Raw genomic sequence first — 15,259 nt, 5'->3', positions numbered from 1 at the left:
CGCCCTCTTCTTGATCGGTGCCGCGGGGACATGTGCAGGTGCCTCGTTCCCTGCTGCGCTCGCCTTCACATGACGCTCTGGCGGTGGCCGCCTGGGCGCTGTACGAGACGTTGATGCCCCGTGTCCTGGACGGCGGCCGGGCTCCGGCCTACGCGCGGCGCTGCTGGGTGGCCGACGTGCTGGGCGTGAGTGAGAAGACCTTGGACGGCGCGCGCCGTCAGTTGCTGGCCGAGGACGTTCCGGGCGGGCCGTGGCTGGCTCTGCTCGATGAAGACCTCCGCCGACGCCCGGCCCGCCTCTAATCGGATCTGCGGGCGGCGCTTGGCGACATAGACGCGGACGATCCCGTACGAGATCTCGGTCGCGTCGTTCTCCTCCACCAGCCGGTCGAAGATGCGCCTGGCGGTGTGCCGCTGCTTAGGCGGCGCGTCCAGATCCGCCCGCAGCATCTGATCGATCAGCGGCTTGAACGGATCCAGCCGAGATGGCCGGGGCGGCAACGACTTACGCGGCTCAGGCCAGACGGAGGCCAGCGCCTTCTCCACGGTGCGGAAGCCCACGTTGTGCTTGCTCTGAATGGCCCGGATGGACAGCCCAGCGCGAGAGTCGCGGCGGATCGCCGCGTACAACTCGACTTTGGTCTTGGGCTGCACCGACGCCACCTCATCCGGTGGAAGCACGTCAATGCTCTCACCGCAAGCCCCGGAGCGCTCTTACTTCTCAGCGACATCAGCTAGCTGCGGAAACGATCGCTGTCGCAGGCGACCGGCAAACGCTGTCACTTGTCACCGACAGAACCACCCGCCACTCCGCGCGCTCGTCTTCCTGGTGGGGTGGGGTTGTTTGTGGATCAGGCGGCGGCCGTCGGCGGTGGTGATGAGGGTGGCGATCGTGGATTGCCCGCCGTACAGCCGCTGCCGGCTGGTCGTGGGGTCGCCGGCCGCGGCGGCGATGGCGGCCAGGTCGGCGGTGTGGCGCGCGGCGGCCAGCGCGTGCACGGCGGCCGCACCCGGGTGGCCGGCGTGCTCGGCGAGGGCCAGGGCGCGGCGTGCCCGGCACAGCCGCTGCCGGGCGGCCTGCGCGGCGCGGCCGTGTCCATCACGGTCGCCTGGATGTTCCCGAACTCGGCGGAGGCGCGGCGAACATTCGGCCCCGGCAGCAGCGAGCAGACCGGCAGCTATGACCTGACCGGCCACGACGACCCCGCCATCGAGACCCGCAACAGCAAATCGTACGTGCTGACCGGACCCGACGGAAGCATGAGCGAGTCCGTCGTCATCGCGGGTCCCGTGCTGTTCCAGCTGACCTCCACCTCGCGGCGGGCCCTGCGCCTGCTCACCCCGCTGCTGCGCAACCTGCTGGACCGCTACGCGCCGGGCACGGTCATGCCCCCCGCGCCGCAGGCAGGCTGGAGCTTCCCCGCCGACGAGCCCATCAGCAAGGTGGTGGCCGTGGATGGCAGCGTGTACGCGGGTGGTGGCGGCGACTACTACGCCTTGAACGCCGAGACCGGCGCTCTGCGCTGGAGCCGCCAGATCGGGATGTTTGCGGACTCTGCTGTTGGGCCCGTTGCTGCGGATGGCGCCGTGCACGTCGCCAGCGGAAATCGGGTCGTCGCGCTGGACGGCGCCACGGGCCGCACGCGGTGGAGCCACAGGCTTGAATGGGTGGACGGTCTCGCGGTCGGTTCGCGCACGGTCTACGCCTGGACCCACGACACACAGATGGTCGCCTTCGACACGGCGAGCGGCCGTACCCGATGGACGGCCAGACCGAGCGCCAGCATCGACGACGTCATCCCGCACCCAGCGGGCGACCTTGTCTATGTCACCGACAGCGGGGGCTGGTGGCGCTGGATGCCGGGTCGGGCAACCCGCGCTGGCGCCAGCGCATCGAACAGGGCGCCGGGTCGGACGGTGTCGCCGTGACCGGTGACACCGTCTTCGTCGCGGGCGCCGACGACCGGCTCCACGCGTTCGACCGAATCACCGGTAGCCCCAGGTGGCAGTTCCCCGTCGGTGCCCCGATCCTCGCCGGTCCGTGGGCCGACGGCGGCGAGGTCTACGTTAGTGGCGGCGGTGCGCTGCACAAGCTCGACGCGGCCACAGGCGAAGCGCTGTGGTCGTTCGCGACCGACCGCGACGGCGACTCCGCGCAAGCCATGACCGTCGCCGGCGGCACCGTCTACCTGGGGCGCGCCGAATTCGAAGGTGTCCACGTGGACGCGGTGGACACGACGACCGGCTGGCGCCGATGGACCCAGGTCCTCGACGGTGAGTCGGCGGCCGAGGGGCCGACGCTGCCCTGCTGCTGGCAGGCGACTTCCTGTATGCGGCGAGCGGCGGAACACTCCGGCAACTCGACGCGGCGACCGGCACGCGCCGGAAAAGCTACGAGTATGGCGAGGGGTTCACCCCTGCCCTGGTCACGGCGGGAGATCGGCTGTACGTCGGGGCAGTCAACGTCTACGCCATCCACTGAGCCACGCTTCAGACACCACTCCGGGTGAGGTGTAGCGGAGCGTGTCTGCCATGCCATAGTCGGTAGGTGAATCACCGCTCCCGCTCCTGGATCCGGCGACGGCTGCGTTCGCTGGCGTGGCTCGAGTTGCTTAACATCCCGTTGCAGGCGGTGATCTGGTTCGGCGTGGTCGGGTTTCCGGTGACAGCGGCGAACAGCGTGGGCTTCGCGCTGTTCACGCTTGTCCTGTTGGAGGGAGCGGGTTACTGGTTCGCCAAGCTTCGTGGGCTGGCCACGCGCTGCGGATCCCTCCCTGGAGCCGGAGCCTTTGCGGTCGCCCGCAGGACCAACGTCGCCGTCCTGACCGTCGGATTGCTCTTCATCGTCTGGACCGTGGTGACCGATCCGGGAGCGGGCAGCTGGCCAGGTCTGGCGTTCGGGTTGTTCGCGGCGCTGGAGCATGTGAACTATTTCCACGTCCAGCTCATGTACGACACCGCCGAGGATTTCCGCTACCTGCGCTCACGCGGCCTGCGTCCCGCCCACCTGGCCCGCGATCTCGCCCGGCATGCGAGATCGCGGCCGTGACGTCCTTGCGGTAGTTCCAGGTGTTACCCATGCGAATAATCCACACTTTCCGTGATTGCCGAAGGGTGCGGTCGAGCCGTACCCGGCCGTCGCACGCGAAACGCTCCGTACCGGCACATCACCCGGCAAGCAAGCGGAAAAGACTCGGCCCAGCCCTTGCCGGCCGGGTCGCTGCGGCGGGCAACAGCAGTCCTGCGACCGGGTGCGCGACAGGGGGCGCGGGTGTCCCGGCCCGCCTACAGGATGCCGGCGGGCGGGCCGGGACCGGGACGGGCAAGAGCGCTGGGAATGACGCAGACACCGGCGCTTTGTTGCCCTCCTCCAAGCGCGAGGCCGTTCCCCCCGAAAGCCGGCCAGCGCGATTCTGTGGTATCACAGCGGCGCAGTCCGGGCGGGCAGGCTGCGAGGGCAGCGTGGCGTGGAACGGGCCCGTGCGCCGGAGGGATCTCACGCAGGGGTCTGGCGGTCTCGCAGGGCGGTCGGCCCCTTCTTCATGAACGCACAGAGCCTTTGCCCAGGATGTTGTTGCGGGCAGAGGCTCTGGCGTGGTCCCTCGCGACGGGTGAGCTCTGATCCTGTGCCCGATCAGGCGCTCAGGTCAACGGGCTGGGGGATCTCAAGGGGTCAGGTCCATGCGGTGAGGTCGACCGGGTCGGGGCCGGCCTGGCCGGGGTCGGTGTGCCGGGCGGAGCGGGCGCGGCAGGGTGTGATGGGTGCGGGCGGCACCGGTTCGGGCAGCCGGACCTCGAGGTAGCGCTGAACCTGACTGCTGCCGTTGCGGCGGGCTCTGGGGCCGGAGTCTTCGACGATGGTCATGACGCCGGCGATGAGGGCGACGGCGCGTTCGACCTCGTCGGGCAGGTCGACCAGGCGGATCTGCATCAGCTACTCCTTCGGGCCGGGGCGGGGGCGGGTGGTTCTGCACTGCACCTTTTCGGCTTCGCGCGTTCGTGTTCGTGTGCACGCTGCCGACCGGTCGCTGCGGAGCAACGGACCGGCGGGAGCTGCTGCGGCCCCCACGCCAGCCTGCAGAGCACAATCGCGCCGAATCGGGGCGCGTGGAAGCAACGGCGGCAGGCGAGTGTAAGGCTTGGCGCAGCCTTTCGCAGGGTGCCCCCTGCGTGGTCGACCGAGGCTTGTCGTCGCCGGCCTCGGCCAAGCCGGGCTGGCCGCGTACGGTCAAGGGGCTTCGTGAGTGCCAGGCACTGAGAGATTTCGGTCATGGGTGAGTGGCTAGTTCCGAAGCCTGTAACGCCGATATTTCTGGCATGGATGACCGTCTGGAGGCGAGGGGGGCACTACTGTGCGTTGGCTGCGTGGTACGGCAATGGTGGTGGGGTGTATCCCGGCGCTGGTGGTGGGAGCGGGCGGATGCGGTGGGTCCGAAGCACCGGTCACGATCACAACCACCGTCACAGCGTCGCCCACCAAGAGAGACAGCAAGCCGACAGACGCTAGGCAGGCATGCCTATCCGGCGGCGGAGATGCAGTGTCAGCGCCATGCCCGTCGATGGAACGATCGAAGAGTCCGTCCTCGACTATTACCGCTCCCCTACCTACAGACGCACCAACCCCAGAACCTTCGGAGACACCGACTCCCTCAGTGAGCGAGCCTGAGGTAATCCCGGAGACATCCCCAGATGCGCCGGCGGACGAGGCTTCGCCATGACGGCCGACCCCCCCGAGAAAGATCGGCCCCGGCCGCTCGACGTCGTGGGGCTGATCACGCTGCTGGTGGCCACAGGCGCGGCCATTCTCATCTACATGGGCTGGGCCTATCTGTCCGGCTACCTGCGGCCGTTTTCGTTGAGGCCGACAGACTTGAACTACCGCCCAGACGAGTACGCGCTGTACGGGCTCAATCTGTTCTCCCCTGCGTACCTGCCGTGGCTGGCAGCCGTCCCTCTGGCGCTGGCCATGTTCACACACCGGGATACCTTGCTGCCCCTGATTCCCACACGGCTGCGCGCTCTCGCCAGTGCTGGCCGAGCGCATCGCGTCCTGCGCCTGCTGGGCAACGCCGTCGCCGTCGGCGCTGTCATCACCATCGCCGCGATGGCCCTGGCCATTACCGCACTGTCGGGCGGCCATATCAGTACCTACCTGCTGCTGGCCCCAGCCATCATTGGGCCGCTGCTGCTCACCTGGCCATCGAGAGCCAAGCCGCTGGGACGAGTGGCCTTCGCCATGGCTGCCGCCATTTCCATTTTCTGCTTGCTGTGGGCGGCTGCGGTCTATGCCTTGCAGCGTGGTGATCATTCGGCTTGGTCCGTCATCGGGAGACCTGCCGATCACCGTCAGGTGGCCCTCTACAGCGCGGACACCTTGGCGATAAACGCTCCCGGGGTCGCTCGCGAGTCCTTCAGCCAGGGCACGTACAAGTTCCGATATGTGGGTCTGCGCCTGCTGCTCATCCGCGGGGAAACCTACTACCTGATTCCTGTCATCACCCCCGCCGATTGGGCCAAAGGCCATGGCCGGACTTTCGTCTTCAAGGAAGAAGACGACATCCGCCTGGAGGTAATGCCAGGTGCCCGCCAGAGCTGAGGCGGACTTTCCGGGCTGCGGATTGGTCGCGGGAAGACAGCGTCCCCGCACCTGCCACACCACCTTCCGCGGCATCACCTCCGCCCGCCAGGCGCTGGACACGGTGCTCGCCAGCACGCTCGGCACGTACCAGCCCGGCACCGCAATACACGGCGTACGGTCAGAGGGACCATGATCCTTCACCCCCTGGTGTTCGGAGGTTTCGTGAGCGACGACCGTCAAACACAGTTGGAGACCATCGTCTCGGCGATCGCCACCCTGCGCTTCGACAGCGACCGGTTCGAGGCGGGCGATGAGTCGCTCGCCGAGCACGCGGTGGCGATGAAGCTGTCGGGGTTCGGGATAACCTCGCTGCCCCTGACGATGGAACAGATGCGAGCGATCGGCCACGCCCTGGAGACGGGCTACCTGATGGCGCTGGCCGACGTGCGCGCCGGCAGTATCCAGGGCCTGGGCGTCACCGAAGGCTGACCCCGCGCCCGCCGCCCTGGCTGTCCCGTGGCTGATCTTCTGGGCGGGCGCGGCGGCTGCCTGCCTGATCTATCGGTCGAAGCCCTGGCCCAGCTGCGGGTCGTGTTCGTGAGCGGGTGGCGGCCGATAGGCGACGGGCCCGGTCCGCTCAGTCCGCTCGCGCGGCGTTTGGCCGGTGAGTGATGCGAGCCGGGCGGCGGCCGCGCGGCCGCCGCTGGGGTGCAGGGCGCGGGCGGCGTGTTCGCTCTCGCGCCGGTCGGGGGCCAGGTCCAGGCGGCGCAGCTTCTCGCGCTGGACGGCGTCGAGTTCGCGCGGGGCGCGCTCATGGGTGAGGCGGGCGGCGGCGCAGCGGCTGTCGGCCACAGTGATGTCGCGGCCGCGGGCTTAGCGGCCGGCGGCTTCCCCGGCGCGGGTCAGCTCCTGGTGCTCGCGGCGGATCTGTGGCCAGTCGGTGGCGGGCGGGGCTTGCGCGGCGCTGCGCCGGGCGCGGTGTTCCAGCTCCGGGCCGCCGCGGCGGAGCGGCTCCATGCGTGTCTGCAGGTGGGCCAGGCGCTCGCGGATGCGCGGCAGTTCCTGGGCCAGGACCCGGCGCCTGGCCCGGTCGGAAGGCCGCCACCCGCGCAGAGCGGCCAGCTCGGCTTCGATGGTGGCGGCGCTGCGGCGCAGCTGGGCGGCTTGGCGCCGGTCTTCGGTGAGGGCCTCGCGGGCGCGGGCCAGGCGCTGGCCGTCGGCTTCTGCTGCGCCGATTCGGGTGACCTGTTCGGCGAGCCGTTCGCGCCGGGCCTGCAGGTCGCGTTCGGCGGGGCCGCCGCCATGGCGGGCGTAGTGGCGCATGTCCTGCTCGGCGGCCGCCAGGTCGGCGGCCGCCGTCTGGGCCTGAAGGGCCAGGGCGGTCATGCGTGCGGCGAGCTGGTCGTCGGTCAGCAGCCCGACCCGGTAGTCGCTCTGGCTCAGCGCGACCAGGACGGCGGAGCGGTGCTGGGCGGCCTGGGCCTCCTGGTCAGTCTGGGCCCGCTGGGCGGCGGTCCCGGTGGGGCGCTGCTGGCCGGCGATCGGGGCGGGTTCGGGGGTGAGGAGTCGGTCGGCGCGGTCGCCCTGCAGGGTGGCGGCGTAAGCGGCCAGGGCGCGCTGCAGCTCATCGGCCGCCGAGCGGGCGGGTCCGTGGCGGGCGCGGTCGGCGTCGGACTCCAGCAGCTGGCGCGGCAGGTACAAGCGGGCGGTCTGCCGATAGTGCGTCATCGCCGAGTACAGCGTGTGCGGATCCAAGCCCAGGCCGTAGATGAGGGCGTGGTCGGCGGTGATTCCCTGGGCGGCGGCCACCGTCATCACGGTGCCGTAGGACAGGCCGCCGCCGGCGATGAACTTCGCCTTGACCGTCGCGGTGTGCAGGCGCGGCCCGCCCGGCCCGATACCGCGCCAGCACACGCGCACGTCGCCGTTGGCCTCGATGGCCACCACCTGGCCGCGGTAGCCGTTCAGCAGGACGCTACGAACGGAGCTCCTACCGTTTGGTAGGAGACCGATGCGATACTGGGTTTCGTGCTCGAGGGGTCCTGTCAGACATTCGTCTCCGATTGTCAGGTGCGCGCGGCGGCCGAACTCATCAGCCACGCTTGGGATCCCGTCGTGCTCTCGGCCCTGCGCCTGGGACCAACGCGACGCAAGGAACTGCTCACGAGGATCGCGGGAGTCAGCGACAAGGTGCTGACTCAGGCGCTACAACGTCTCCAGGCGCGCGGGCTCGTCGTGAGAGGCAGCAGCACCGATCAAGCGTCAATGCACACAGGCGCGGTCTACAGGCTCTCCACGCTGGGGGAATCGTTCACGAACGGCCCCCTGGCGCAACTCGCGCAGTGGGCCGCCGACAATCAAGACGATCTCGTCGGCCGGTCAACAACGTAATGACCAACAGCGAGTCCGTCATGGTCAACCGCGTGAAGTCGTTAAAACGCAAGTGATCAACTCCACGAGGAGTCGAACAATTGACCAAGCACGATGGCTTATCGCAGTTCGCCGCCGGCCATGCGGAGTGGTTCGCCCGATCGGCCTACCTCCTGACAGGAGACCCGGAACGCGCCAGGGACCTGGCCATCCAGGCCCTGGTGAAGACGGGCCGCCGCTGGTCCGTGCACCGGTGGAACAGACCGGTCGAGGCAGTGCTCAGCACGCTCTACCGGGCATACCTCGTCGACCCCGCGGAGCCGCCCGCGAGCTTCCCACTGGCCGGGATGTCCCCGCTCGGGCGGGTGGCCGTGGTCGCCCAGTTCCATGACGGCCTGGACCCGCACCGCGCCGCCCAGTTGGTCGGCACCTGGATGCCCGGCGCGCTCCAGGAGGAGACGGAACGCGTCCGAGCCACCCACCCGCACCTCCTCGACCTCGGCGGGGAAGCCGCCACGGAGCTCCGGCCCCATGAGGCCATCGAAGCGCCCGGGGACAGCCCGTGGGCGGCACCCTGGCAGGCCGACGACCTCGCGGCGCCCCCGAGCCCCTGGCCGGCCCCGCCCTCACCGGCTCCGCTCGCTCCGTCGCCCGCCCTGGTACGGCTGGCGGCCGAGTTGCCCGTCGCGGTGCCCATGAACATTGCCCAGACCGCGCCCCGCCTGGTCCTCAGGCGGCGCCTCGTGATGCGGAGCGTGTTCACCACCCTGAGCTTCGCGGGCGCCGGCGCGTTCGTGGCGCTCACCATAGTCGTGCTGAGCGCTCTGGCGAACAGCGCGGAAAGGGCCGCCCAGCGGGCCGACGCCCCGATCTCCGAGCCCGACCTCACACCCACAGAGCTCGACCCCACGCCCACCGCCGAGGAGCCGCAGCCCGACCCGTTGCCGGAGCGCCTGGACGAGCCGATCAGCCGTGCCTATCAAGGCTTCTGCAACAGCGACGCCCCCTACGACACGCGCAGGCCCCCGGAGTGCGCCCAGTGGCGGCTGGTGGGCAAGTCGGGCACTGAGTGGCGGCTGGACGCCTCCCAGGCCGCCAAGCAGACCACGACGGTGCCGGACGTGGCCGTCAGCCAGGACGGCCGGCGCGTCGCCTACCTGGACACCTGGAACGACTACGTGGTCCGCGACCTGGCCACCGGCAAGCACAAGACGTTCGCGATCCAGCTGCACGGCTCCGATCCCGAGTTCGTCTCCTCGCGCAACGGCCGCTACTTCGCGGTCAACTTCCTCCAGAGCGGCGCCGACAGCCCGATGCTTGACTTCACCAAGGGCAGGACGACCTACGGCGCCTGGACCATGGCCATCACGGACGACGGCAAGCGCGTGATCGACGAGTCCATGGCGAGCGAGGCCTCGTCGGACACGAAGATCAAGCTGGCCGGACGCCGGTTCCGCGTCGACGCCGAGGTGGGCATCAGCGGCGCGGCGCTCTCACCCGACGGCCGGACGCTCGCCGTGGCCGACGACGACAAGCACGTGATCACGCTGGATACGCGCACCGGACACGTCACCAAACTACGGCGCCTGGCGGACGAGGAGGGTGCCCAAGAGATCGACACCGTGGAGCGCTGGCTCAACGCCAACGAGGTGATGGTGCGCCTCTCGGACGTGGACGACGAGGTCTACCTGGCTGCCGTGGACGTGCGCACCGGGAAGACCCGTGACCTGGACGCGGGCGACCTCGAGTACGGCGACGTCCTGGGCGCCTTCACGGAATCGAGTAGGGGACGGGGTTGACCCGTCCCCCTCTCACACCACCGGACATGCGGGCCCGCATCCGGCGGTTCGTCAGGCGATCCGGCCCGCCAGGTACGCGCACGCCTCGACATGCAACCCGAAGTCCTCATCGACCACCACCCACGACACCGACTCGTCGGCGGCCACCGCCCGTTCAGCCCGGTAGTGCCGCTCGGCCGCATCTGACCTGCCCAACATGCCGTACGGACCCCAGATACTGTGCGTCAAGTAGCCGCCCACACTACTTGAAGTACTTGCCGAACAACTGAGAGTCACCCAAGATAACCGAGGTCGCCTTGTCCCACCCCACCTGGACGACTCGCAGCCAGCGCCACCAGCGCAGCAGGTCGTAGGCGTAGCTGCGGACGCTGCCGGTGCGGTTGTCACGAGCAATGAAGTCCAGGAGGAACCGGTGGATCGGCTGCACGGCTCTCCCTTCGTCGTCGAAGACCAGCCAAGGCACCACGCCCTGGTCGGGGGCCACCCGTCCCCAGCGGGGCAGGCAGATCGATCGGATGTCGCGAGATGGTTCGTTCACGTCGTTGCGCTCCCTGCGCTCGGGGGTGCGCAACGTGCACCGGCTATGTCGCGGAGAGGAGGTGCTTCACTACGGCGTGTCGCGTGGTAGTCCGGTCAACGGCACGGTGGCGGCCGCTGGCGCATCCGGTGGCCACGGTGACCTGGCGGCCGGGCGGCAGGTCCTCGACCAGGCCGCGGGCGAGGTTCGCGGTGCGGGCGATGAGGCCGCGGGCGCCCGGGGTGTCCAGGACATGCCGGGCCACGGCCGCGTCGTGGCCGGTGAGCTCGCGCATGCTGGGCTCGTGGTGGGGGTTGCGCAGGGCGCGGCGGGCGTCGATGGTGAGGTCGGCCTGCGGCGCGTCTTGATGCAGGTAGCCGAAGCTGGTGATGACTACCTGCGCCGGCACCTGCCGGGTGTCGATCTTCGTCATGACCGGCCTCCCGCGCCGAACTCGTTGAGCGTCTCCCACAGCTGCTTGCTGACCGGGTCGTCATCTCCTGCCGACCACAGCAGCTCGTTCTCCAGCAGGGTGGCCTGCTGGGCGGGCATCGTCACGATGACGGCCTGCCCGTTGATGGATGCGTGTATGGTCGCCCCCGTTCAGCCGCGGTCGAGGGCGGCCAGGATCGGGTTGAGGACGTCGTTCAGGGCGTCGACGACGATCTCCATGGCGTGCACTCGATCTCGTCCTCGGGCCCGGCCGGCAGCGGCAGCTGCTCGGCGGCCAGGGCGAAGGAGGCGGTGGTGTAGGTCAGCAGGTAGGAGCGCCGCAGGATGTCGACGCTTTCGGGCGCGTAGAAGCGGTCGTCGAACGCGCCGCCGCGGGTGTGCCAGCCGTGCCAGCGCGATTTGCCGCGGAAGCCGGGGGCGCGCAGCGCGGCCGGGCGGCCGGTGACCAGGTCGAAGCTCAGGGGGACGGTTCGATGGTGCGAGGAAGAGGGCAGCGGCAAGAGAGAACAGACCGATCGTGATGCCGAAGCCGGTGAGGGCGGCGCTGGAGGCGGCGACGATGATGCTGGCGGTGGGCATGGCGACGATGAGGCCGATTGCGATCATCGCGGTGGCGCTGAGGAGCGCGATGCCGGCGGCGGTGAGCGCAGCCACGACAAAGAAGATGATCTTTGTGCGCAAGTCGTTCCCCTTGGGGTCGTGCAGCTGGTGTCGTCGTTCTCGACTTCGCCGCCACCGGTGAACTCGCGGGTGTAGAGGCTGCGACTTCAGCAGGTCGCGGGAGTACGCGCTGGCGCATTCGCGTGCCTCGGACAGGAAGCTGAGGTGGGGCCCGCAGACGGGAATCGGCCCTCCAGACGCCGAATGCGCCTGGAGGGCCGATCCCTCACGGGTCCCCTCGGGGGGACCCTTAGATGATCACGCGGTCGGCGCGTCCTGTCAGGTGTGGGCCAAGGGTCGCGGTCGCCTCAGACATGGCCGGCCGCCATGCCTGTTGAAGACCACGCTCACTGAGCAAGATCAAGCCGATTATGTTGATCATGTTGATGCTCATCCGGACGTTCCCTGCCGAGATCGTCCAGCGCATCATTGCAGCAATCCTCCGTGGCTTCCGGCGTGCCTCTGCGCTCGCCGGCACTCCGCCCCTGCGGGGTTTGCACCCCGGTAAGTGACGGGAGAAGGACTGCCGCCCCCTCTACTCATTCCGTGCGAGTTTCCTTTCGCATGATCGCTCCTGATCTGTGGCGAGGCGGGACGCACTGGGATCATCTCGCCGGTCAGCGGAAGTCGCCTTCGCCAGAGGGGGATGGGACGAATCCCGCCCTGGCCGGCGGCTGCGCTGTTGCTGTTGTGTGCGCGTATTCAGTTGTGGATCAGCCGGGCCTGCGATCTAGTCGGCTTCCCCGGCCGCGGCCGGCCGCTCGTCGCGGTCGGCCGCCGGGAACGCGTCGTCGAAGATCGCGCTGTCGTCCTCGTCCAGGGCCGTCAGCACCGCCAGGGTGCTGGCGAGGGCCTCGGCCTCGTCCACCAGCTGAACCTCTGTAGCGAAGTACGCGATGTCCTTCGCCAGACGCTGTTCGAACTTCAAGCTCCTGTCCTCACTCCGTATCGGTGATGAGTGCCTTGAGCCTTTTGATGGCCTTGCTGTGCAGCCGGTGGGACTGATCACGGGACAGGTCCAGCTTCGCGCCCGCCGCGATGATCGTGTATCCCATGTAGTAGTGCAGAAGGATCATGCTGCGCTCCATCTGCGGCAGACTGAGGATCGCCGCGCGAAGCTCCAGATCGGGGCCGTCGTCGATCACATGGTGCCGATCGGGGTCCAGCTCGCGCTCCCTGCCCTCGATCCGCGAGCGGATCTTGAGGTAGGTGGACAAGCAGTTCTTCACGATCGTGTGCACGTAGGCCTCACTGGCGATGATCTTCTCGCGAATCTCATCGTTGTCCCAGCTACGCCCGATCTTGACTGCCGCTATCTGAACGACGTCGATGGCCGTCTGCCTGTCTCCCCGGGCGTGGAACACCGCGGCCCTGAACAGAGCGGGGTGGTGCTCCTGCAGCCACGCAGAGTACTCCGGCTTGGTGCCGTCGGCATGGGGGGTGTGGTTCATGCCCCAAGCTCCCGGCGCTTGTGGGTGGCGAAGGCGCCCGCGGCGCCTTCCTGGACGGTTTTGCTCAGTTCGGCCACCCCGGCGCGGGTGGTACCTGCCGGGACGTCCCTGACCGAACGTGTGACCTCGCGCAAGCGCTGAAAGCAGCTCATGCTCGGGGCTCCTTGAACAACAGGTCGCCCCCGCCCCAGTGCCGAAGGGCGACAGGCGAGTCGACAGGGGGACCCCTGTCGAAAGAAACAAACTCTTCCAAGGCCCCTTCCGTCGCACCCCGAGCCCGAGAACTTCAAGATTCTTTTCAGGGTTCCAGCCTGTCGTGGTCCTCGGCGGGACCGGGAGGAGCGCGGATCACCGGCGCGGGCGAGCGCGCAGAACTCAGGCGACGCCCTCTCGCTCCTGCAGGGCGTGCCTGCTGCCGGAGCTTCGGCCAGGGTCTTGTAGACCACGCCGATCGAGACCCTGACGCCGGCGGCGATGGTGCGGGTGGTCTTCCCGCGCTCGCGGGCGGCCTCCAGCACCTTGACCGCGACGCCACCGGGGTGCCGTAAAAAATCAAACGTTTTGTGTTGTCTGCGACCGATGTGTTTCGCCCGAACGTATGCCTGATCCGGATCCGGGCTGACTTCGGTGGAATGGGTTGCCCCGGGGTGGCGGGCTTGGTCATCGTGGCGGTTGTGAGTGTCCACGATGATGCCGCTTCTCCCGGTGAGCCTGTGGGTGTGCGGGTGGGGGCGAGCGGGCCGCGGTCGGCCGCGGTGCGGGACAACTCGGGGCACCATCGTCACCGGCGACCTGCACGCGGCGCGGCGGCCGCCCCTGCCTGCGCCGGCTCAGATCGAGGCGCCCGCCGGGTTGGTGGGATTGCCGCGCCGTCCCGCACCGTGGTTCGTCGGCCGCGACGAGGCTCTGGCCCTGCTGGCGGCCACGCTTGTGGGCGGCTCCGGTGCGGGGGTGATCAGTTAGGCGGTGGTCGGACTGGGCGGGATCGGCAAGAGCGAGCTGGCGTTGCAGTACGCCTTCGCCCGCCGTCTGGACTATGGGCTGGTGTGGTGGATCGACGCCGACAGCCCGGCGCAGATCGAGGCCGGGCTGGCCGCCCTTGCGCGGGCGCTGGTGGCGGGTAGCGATTCGGTGGCGGCCGGGCAGGCCTCGGCGGAGGAGGCCGCCGCCTGGGCGCTGGCTTGGCTGGCCGGCCGTACCGGCTGGCTGCTGGTGTTCGACAACGTCGAAGAGGTAGCGCACGTCGAGCCGTACCTGGCCAGGTTGACCAGCGGGCATGTGTTGATCACCACCCGGCGTGACGTCGGCTGGCGGCAACTGGGTGTCACCCCGCTACGGCTGGAGACCCTGCCCCGCACGGCCTCGATCCGGCTGCTGGGCGACTTGATCGGCCCGCCGCACGCCGTCGACGCGGCCGTGTTGGGCGAGCTGGCCGAGGAACTGGGAGATCTGCCGCTGGCGCTGACCCAGGCCGGCGCATACATCACCGTGACTCCGCGCTGTACACCGGCCGGCTACCTGTGCCTGTTGCGTCAGGTGCCCGAGGCCATGCTGGCCACCGCCGCGGCCGGCGGGGACGCCGAGCGGGTGGTGGCCAAGGCATGGGAGGTCAGCCGCGCCCGCGTCACCGCACAGAACCCGCTGGCCGAACGCCTGCTGCAATTGCTGGCCTGCTACGCGCCCGATCACCTGCCCGCGAGCGTCCTGGCCGACGCGGCCGACGACGAGCAGGCGGTCAACGAGGCACTGGCCCTGCTGGCCTCCTACAGCCTCATCACCCTGACCATCCACCCCGCCGACCCGACCACCTCGGACGGAGACCATGACGATCGGGAGGGCGTGAGCATCCACCGGCTCACCCAAACGGTCATCTGGCACCAGCTCACCACCACCCAGCGCGACCAGACCCGCACCCGCGCCGCCGCCCTGCTGGACCTGGCACTGCCCGCCGACCCTCGGACCCGCGCGAACTGGCCCCGCTACCTCCGGCTGCTCCCCCACGCCCGCGCCGTCACCCCGCCCGGCTCGCACACGATGAACAAGGTCATCGAGTTCGCGGATGCCAGCGGCGACTACACCACCGCCAAGACCCTGTAACAGGCCCACTACATCGCCCAGGCCGAAACCCTCGGTCCCGAGCACCCCAGCACACTGGCCGCCCGTGCCAACCTCGCCTACTGGACGGGGGAGGCGGGGGACCCTGCGGCCGCCCGCGCCCTGTACGCCGAACTGCTGCCCATCCGCGAACGCGTCTCCGGTCCCGAGCACCCCGACACGCTGACCACCCGCGCCAACCTCGCCTATTGGAGTGATCAGGTTGAGGCTCGGGGGCTTCATTAAACGATCGCTATATGACGATGATCATGGGATGACGGCGACTTAGGGCGGGGATCTTCAAAAACTCGCTTCAACAACCGTGTGTCTTCAACAAC

The 15,259-nt window shown here is 69.2% G+C and carries 24 protein-coding genes; 10 read left to right on the top strand and 14 right to left on the bottom strand.

Annotation, left to right across the window (positions count from 1 at the left end):
- Positions 1–65 precede the first annotated feature (65 nt).
- Both ACFWY5_RS12260 and ACFWY5_RS12255 read right to left on the bottom strand, forming a co-directional pair.
- A complete protein-coding gene (locus ACFWY5_RS12260; RefSeq protein WP_379631748.1) occupies positions 66–653 on the bottom strand; it encodes a hypothetical protein in 588 nt (195 codons plus the stop codon).
- Between the two features lie 132 nt (positions 654–785).
- Positions 786–998 carry a hypothetical protein gene (locus ACFWY5_RS12255; protein WP_379631746.1) on the bottom strand — a complete coding sequence of 71 codons (213 nt, stop codon included), beginning with the start codon at positions 996–998 and terminating at the stop codon, positions 786–788.
- Between the two features lie 24 nt (positions 999–1,022).
- On the opposite strand from ACFWY5_RS12255, the gene ACFWY5_RS12250 reads away from it, so the two are divergent.
- From ACFWY5_RS12250 to ACFWY5_RS12240, 3 genes are read left to right on the top strand one after another with little or no spacing between them, the layout of a single operon-like run.
- Positions 1,023–1,928, top strand: a complete 906-nt coding sequence (locus ACFWY5_RS12250; RefSeq protein WP_379631744.1) for a PQQ-binding-like beta-propeller repeat protein — start codon at positions 1,023–1,025, stop codon at positions 1,926–1,928.
- Entirely contained in the window at positions 1,847–2,509 is a 663-nt protein-coding gene (locus ACFWY5_RS12245; protein ID WP_379631742.1) for a PQQ-binding-like beta-propeller repeat protein, read from the top strand. Before ACFWY5_RS12250 ends, ACFWY5_RS12245 begins: the two co-directional genes overlap by 82 nt.
- Before the next feature lie 38 nt (positions 2,510–2,547).
- Positions 2,548–3,048, top strand: coding sequence for a hypothetical protein (locus tag ACFWY5_RS12240; protein WP_379631740.1), 501 nt, complete (start codon positions 2,548–2,550; stop codon positions 3,046–3,048).
- 624 nt (positions 3,049–3,672) lie between these two features.
- Here ACFWY5_RS12240 and ACFWY5_RS12235 read toward each other — a convergent pair.
- Positions 3,673–3,930, bottom strand: a complete 258-nt coding sequence (locus ACFWY5_RS12235) for a hypothetical protein (protein WP_379631738.1) — start codon at positions 3,928–3,930, stop codon at positions 3,673–3,675.
- A 783-nt stretch (positions 3,931–4,713) separates the two neighbouring features.
- Here ACFWY5_RS12235 and ACFWY5_RS12230 point away from each other — a divergent pair.
- Together ACFWY5_RS12230 and ACFWY5_RS12225 are read left to right on the top strand one after the other, a co-directional pair.
- Positions 4,714–5,595 (top strand): hypothetical protein, encoded by an 882-nt coding sequence (locus ACFWY5_RS12230; protein WP_379631736.1) that lies wholly within the window; start codon positions 4,714–4,716, stop codon positions 5,593–5,595.
- A 204-nt stretch (positions 5,596–5,799) separates the two neighbouring features.
- Positions 5,800–6,066, top strand: a complete 267-nt coding sequence (locus ACFWY5_RS12225; protein WP_379631734.1) for a hypothetical protein — start codon at positions 5,800–5,802, stop codon at positions 6,064–6,066.
- Positions 6,067–6,135: 69 nt separating this feature from the next.
- Here ACFWY5_RS12225 and ACFWY5_RS12220 read toward each other — a convergent pair whose 3' ends face one another.
- The gene (locus tag ACFWY5_RS12220; protein WP_379631732.1) at positions 6,136–6,429 is read right to left on the bottom strand and encodes a hypothetical protein; all 294 of its coding nucleotides are present in this window, start codon (positions 6,427–6,429) and stop codon (positions 6,136–6,138) included.
- 21 nt (positions 6,430–6,450) lie between these two features.
- Positions 6,451–7,524 carry a hypothetical protein gene (locus ACFWY5_RS12215; protein WP_379631730.1) on the bottom strand — a complete coding sequence of 358 codons (1,074 nt, stop codon included), beginning with the start codon at positions 7,522–7,524 and terminating at the stop codon, positions 6,451–6,453.
- A gap of 81 nt (positions 7,525–7,605) precedes the next feature.
- Here ACFWY5_RS12215 and ACFWY5_RS12210 point away from each other — a divergent pair, with 81 nt between their 5' ends.
- Both ACFWY5_RS12210 and ACFWY5_RS12205 read left to right on the top strand, forming a co-directional pair.
- Positions 7,606–7,968 carry a winged helix-turn-helix transcriptional regulator gene (locus tag ACFWY5_RS12210; RefSeq protein ID WP_379631728.1) on the top strand — a complete coding sequence of 121 codons (363 nt, stop codon included), beginning with the start codon at positions 7,606–7,608 and terminating at the stop codon, positions 7,966–7,968.
- A gap of 80 nt (positions 7,969–8,048) precedes the next feature.
- Positions 8,049–9,746 (top strand): hypothetical protein, encoded by a 1,698-nt coding sequence (locus ACFWY5_RS12205; RefSeq protein ID WP_379631726.1) that lies wholly within the window; start codon positions 8,049–8,051, stop codon positions 9,744–9,746.
- Positions 9,747–9,797: 51 nt separating this feature from the next.
- On the opposite strand, the gene ACFWY5_RS12200 is transcribed toward ACFWY5_RS12205, so the two are convergent.
- The 5 genes from ACFWY5_RS12200 to ACFWY5_RS12180 all read right to left on the bottom strand — a co-directional run bounded on the left by ACFWY5_RS12200 (position 9,798) and on the right by ACFWY5_RS12180 (position 11,216).
- Positions 9,798–9,944 (bottom strand): hypothetical protein, encoded by a 147-nt coding sequence (locus ACFWY5_RS12200; RefSeq protein WP_379631724.1) that lies wholly within the window; start codon positions 9,942–9,944, stop codon positions 9,798–9,800.
- 43 nt (positions 9,945–9,987) lie between these two features.
- A complete protein-coding gene (locus tag ACFWY5_RS12195; RefSeq protein ID WP_379631722.1) occupies positions 9,988–10,284 on the bottom strand; it encodes a hypothetical protein in 297 nt (98 codons plus the stop codon).
- A 43-nt stretch (positions 10,285–10,327) separates the two neighbouring features.
- Positions 10,328–10,696: a hypothetical protein gene (locus ACFWY5_RS12190; RefSeq protein ID WP_379631720.1), complete on the bottom strand. Its 369-nt coding sequence runs from the start codon at positions 10,694–10,696 to the stop codon at positions 10,328–10,330.
- Positions 10,693–10,821, bottom strand: a complete 129-nt coding sequence (locus ACFWY5_RS12185) for a hypothetical protein (RefSeq protein WP_379631718.1) — start codon at positions 10,819–10,821, stop codon at positions 10,693–10,695. The genes ACFWY5_RS12190 and ACFWY5_RS12185 overlap by 4 nt, the downstream gene beginning before the upstream one ends.
- Positions 10,822–10,910: 89 nt before the next feature.
- Complete coding sequence (locus ACFWY5_RS12180; protein ID WP_379631716.1) at positions 10,911–11,216, bottom strand: hypothetical protein; 306 nt, start codon at positions 11,214–11,216, stop codon at positions 10,911–10,913.
- Between the two features lie 20 nt (positions 11,217–11,236).
- Between ACFWY5_RS12180 and ACFWY5_RS12175 the strand changes: the two genes are divergently transcribed.
- Entirely contained in the window at positions 11,237–11,458 is a 222-nt protein-coding gene (locus tag ACFWY5_RS12175) for a hypothetical protein (protein WP_379631715.1), read from the top strand.
- A 168-nt stretch (positions 11,459–11,626) separates the two neighbouring features.
- Here ACFWY5_RS12175 and ACFWY5_RS12170 read toward each other — a convergent pair whose 3' ends face one another.
- From ACFWY5_RS12170 to ACFWY5_RS12155, 4 genes are all read right to left on the bottom strand, one after another.
- Entirely contained in the window at positions 11,627–11,770 is a 144-nt protein-coding gene (locus ACFWY5_RS12170; RefSeq protein WP_379631714.1) for a hypothetical protein, read from the bottom strand.
- Between the two features lie 336 nt (positions 11,771–12,106).
- Positions 12,107–12,304: a hypothetical protein gene (locus ACFWY5_RS12165; RefSeq protein WP_379631712.1), complete on the bottom strand. Its 198-nt coding sequence runs from the start codon at positions 12,302–12,304 to the stop codon at positions 12,107–12,109.
- 10 nt (positions 12,305–12,314) lie between these two features.
- The gene (locus ACFWY5_RS12160) at positions 12,315–12,827 is read right to left on the bottom strand and encodes an RNA polymerase sigma factor (RefSeq protein WP_379631710.1); all 513 of its coding nucleotides are present in this window, start codon (positions 12,825–12,827) and stop codon (positions 12,315–12,317) included.
- Complete coding sequence (locus ACFWY5_RS12155; RefSeq protein WP_379631708.1) at positions 12,824–12,979, bottom strand: hypothetical protein; 156 nt, start codon at positions 12,977–12,979, stop codon at positions 12,824–12,826. Before ACFWY5_RS12155 ends, ACFWY5_RS12160 begins: the two co-directional genes overlap by 4 nt.
- 814 nt (positions 12,980–13,793) lie before the next feature.
- On the opposite strand from ACFWY5_RS12155, the gene ACFWY5_RS12150 reads away from it, so the two are divergent.
- Together ACFWY5_RS12150 and ACFWY5_RS12145 are read left to right on the top strand one after the other, a co-directional pair.
- The gene (locus tag ACFWY5_RS12150; protein WP_379631706.1) at positions 13,794–14,924 is read left to right on the top strand and encodes a hypothetical protein; all 1,131 of its coding nucleotides are present in this window, start codon (positions 13,794–13,796) and stop codon (positions 14,922–14,924) included.
- 12 nt (positions 14,925–14,936) lie between these two features.
- A complete protein-coding gene (locus ACFWY5_RS12145; protein ID WP_379631899.1) occupies positions 14,937–15,167 on the top strand; it encodes a tetratricopeptide repeat protein in 231 nt (76 codons plus the stop codon).
- Positions 15,168–15,259: the final 92 nt, after the last annotated feature.

The organism is Nonomuraea sp. NPDC059007 (assembly GCF_042740555.1).
Lineage (GTDB): Bacteria > Actinomycetota > Actinomycetes > Streptosporangiales > Streptosporangiaceae > Nonomuraea.
The sequence above is the reverse complement of the archived record's forward strand: the minus strand, read 5'-3'. Positions and strand labels throughout refer to the sequence as shown.

Bases quoted from the DNA above. Each gene is read 5' to 3' on its own strand.
- ACFWY5_RS12235 (WP_379631738.1), bottom strand. From the start codon at position 3,930: ATGCAGATCCGCCTGGTCGACCTGCCCGACGAGGTCGAACGCGCCGTC.
- ACFWY5_RS12230 (WP_379631736.1), top strand. From the start codon at position 4,714: ATGACGGCCGACCCCCCCGAGAAAGATCGGCCCCGGCCGCTCGACGTC.
- ACFWY5_RS12200 (WP_379631724.1), bottom strand. From the start codon at position 9,944: ATGTTGGGCAGGTCAGATGCGGCCGAGCGGCACTACCGGGCTGAACGG.
- ACFWY5_RS12190 (WP_379631720.1), bottom strand. From the start codon at position 10,696: ATGACGAAGATCGACACCCGGCAGGTGCCGGCGCAGGTAGTCATCACC.
- ACFWY5_RS12175 (WP_379631715.1), top strand. From the start codon at position 11,237: ATGCCGAAGCCGGTGAGGGCGGCGCTGGAGGCGGCGACGATGATGCTG.
- ACFWY5_RS12170 (WP_379631714.1), bottom strand. From the start codon at position 11,770: ATGAGCATCAACATGATCAACATAATCGGCTTGATCTTGCTCAGTGAG.
- ACFWY5_RS12160 (WP_379631710.1), bottom strand. From the start codon at position 12,827: ATGAACCACACCCCCCATGCCGACGGCACCAAGCCGGAGTACTCTGCG.
- ACFWY5_RS12155 (WP_379631708.1), bottom strand. From the start codon at position 12,979: ATGAGCTGCTTTCAGCGCTTGCGCGAGGTCACACGTTCGGTCAGGGAC.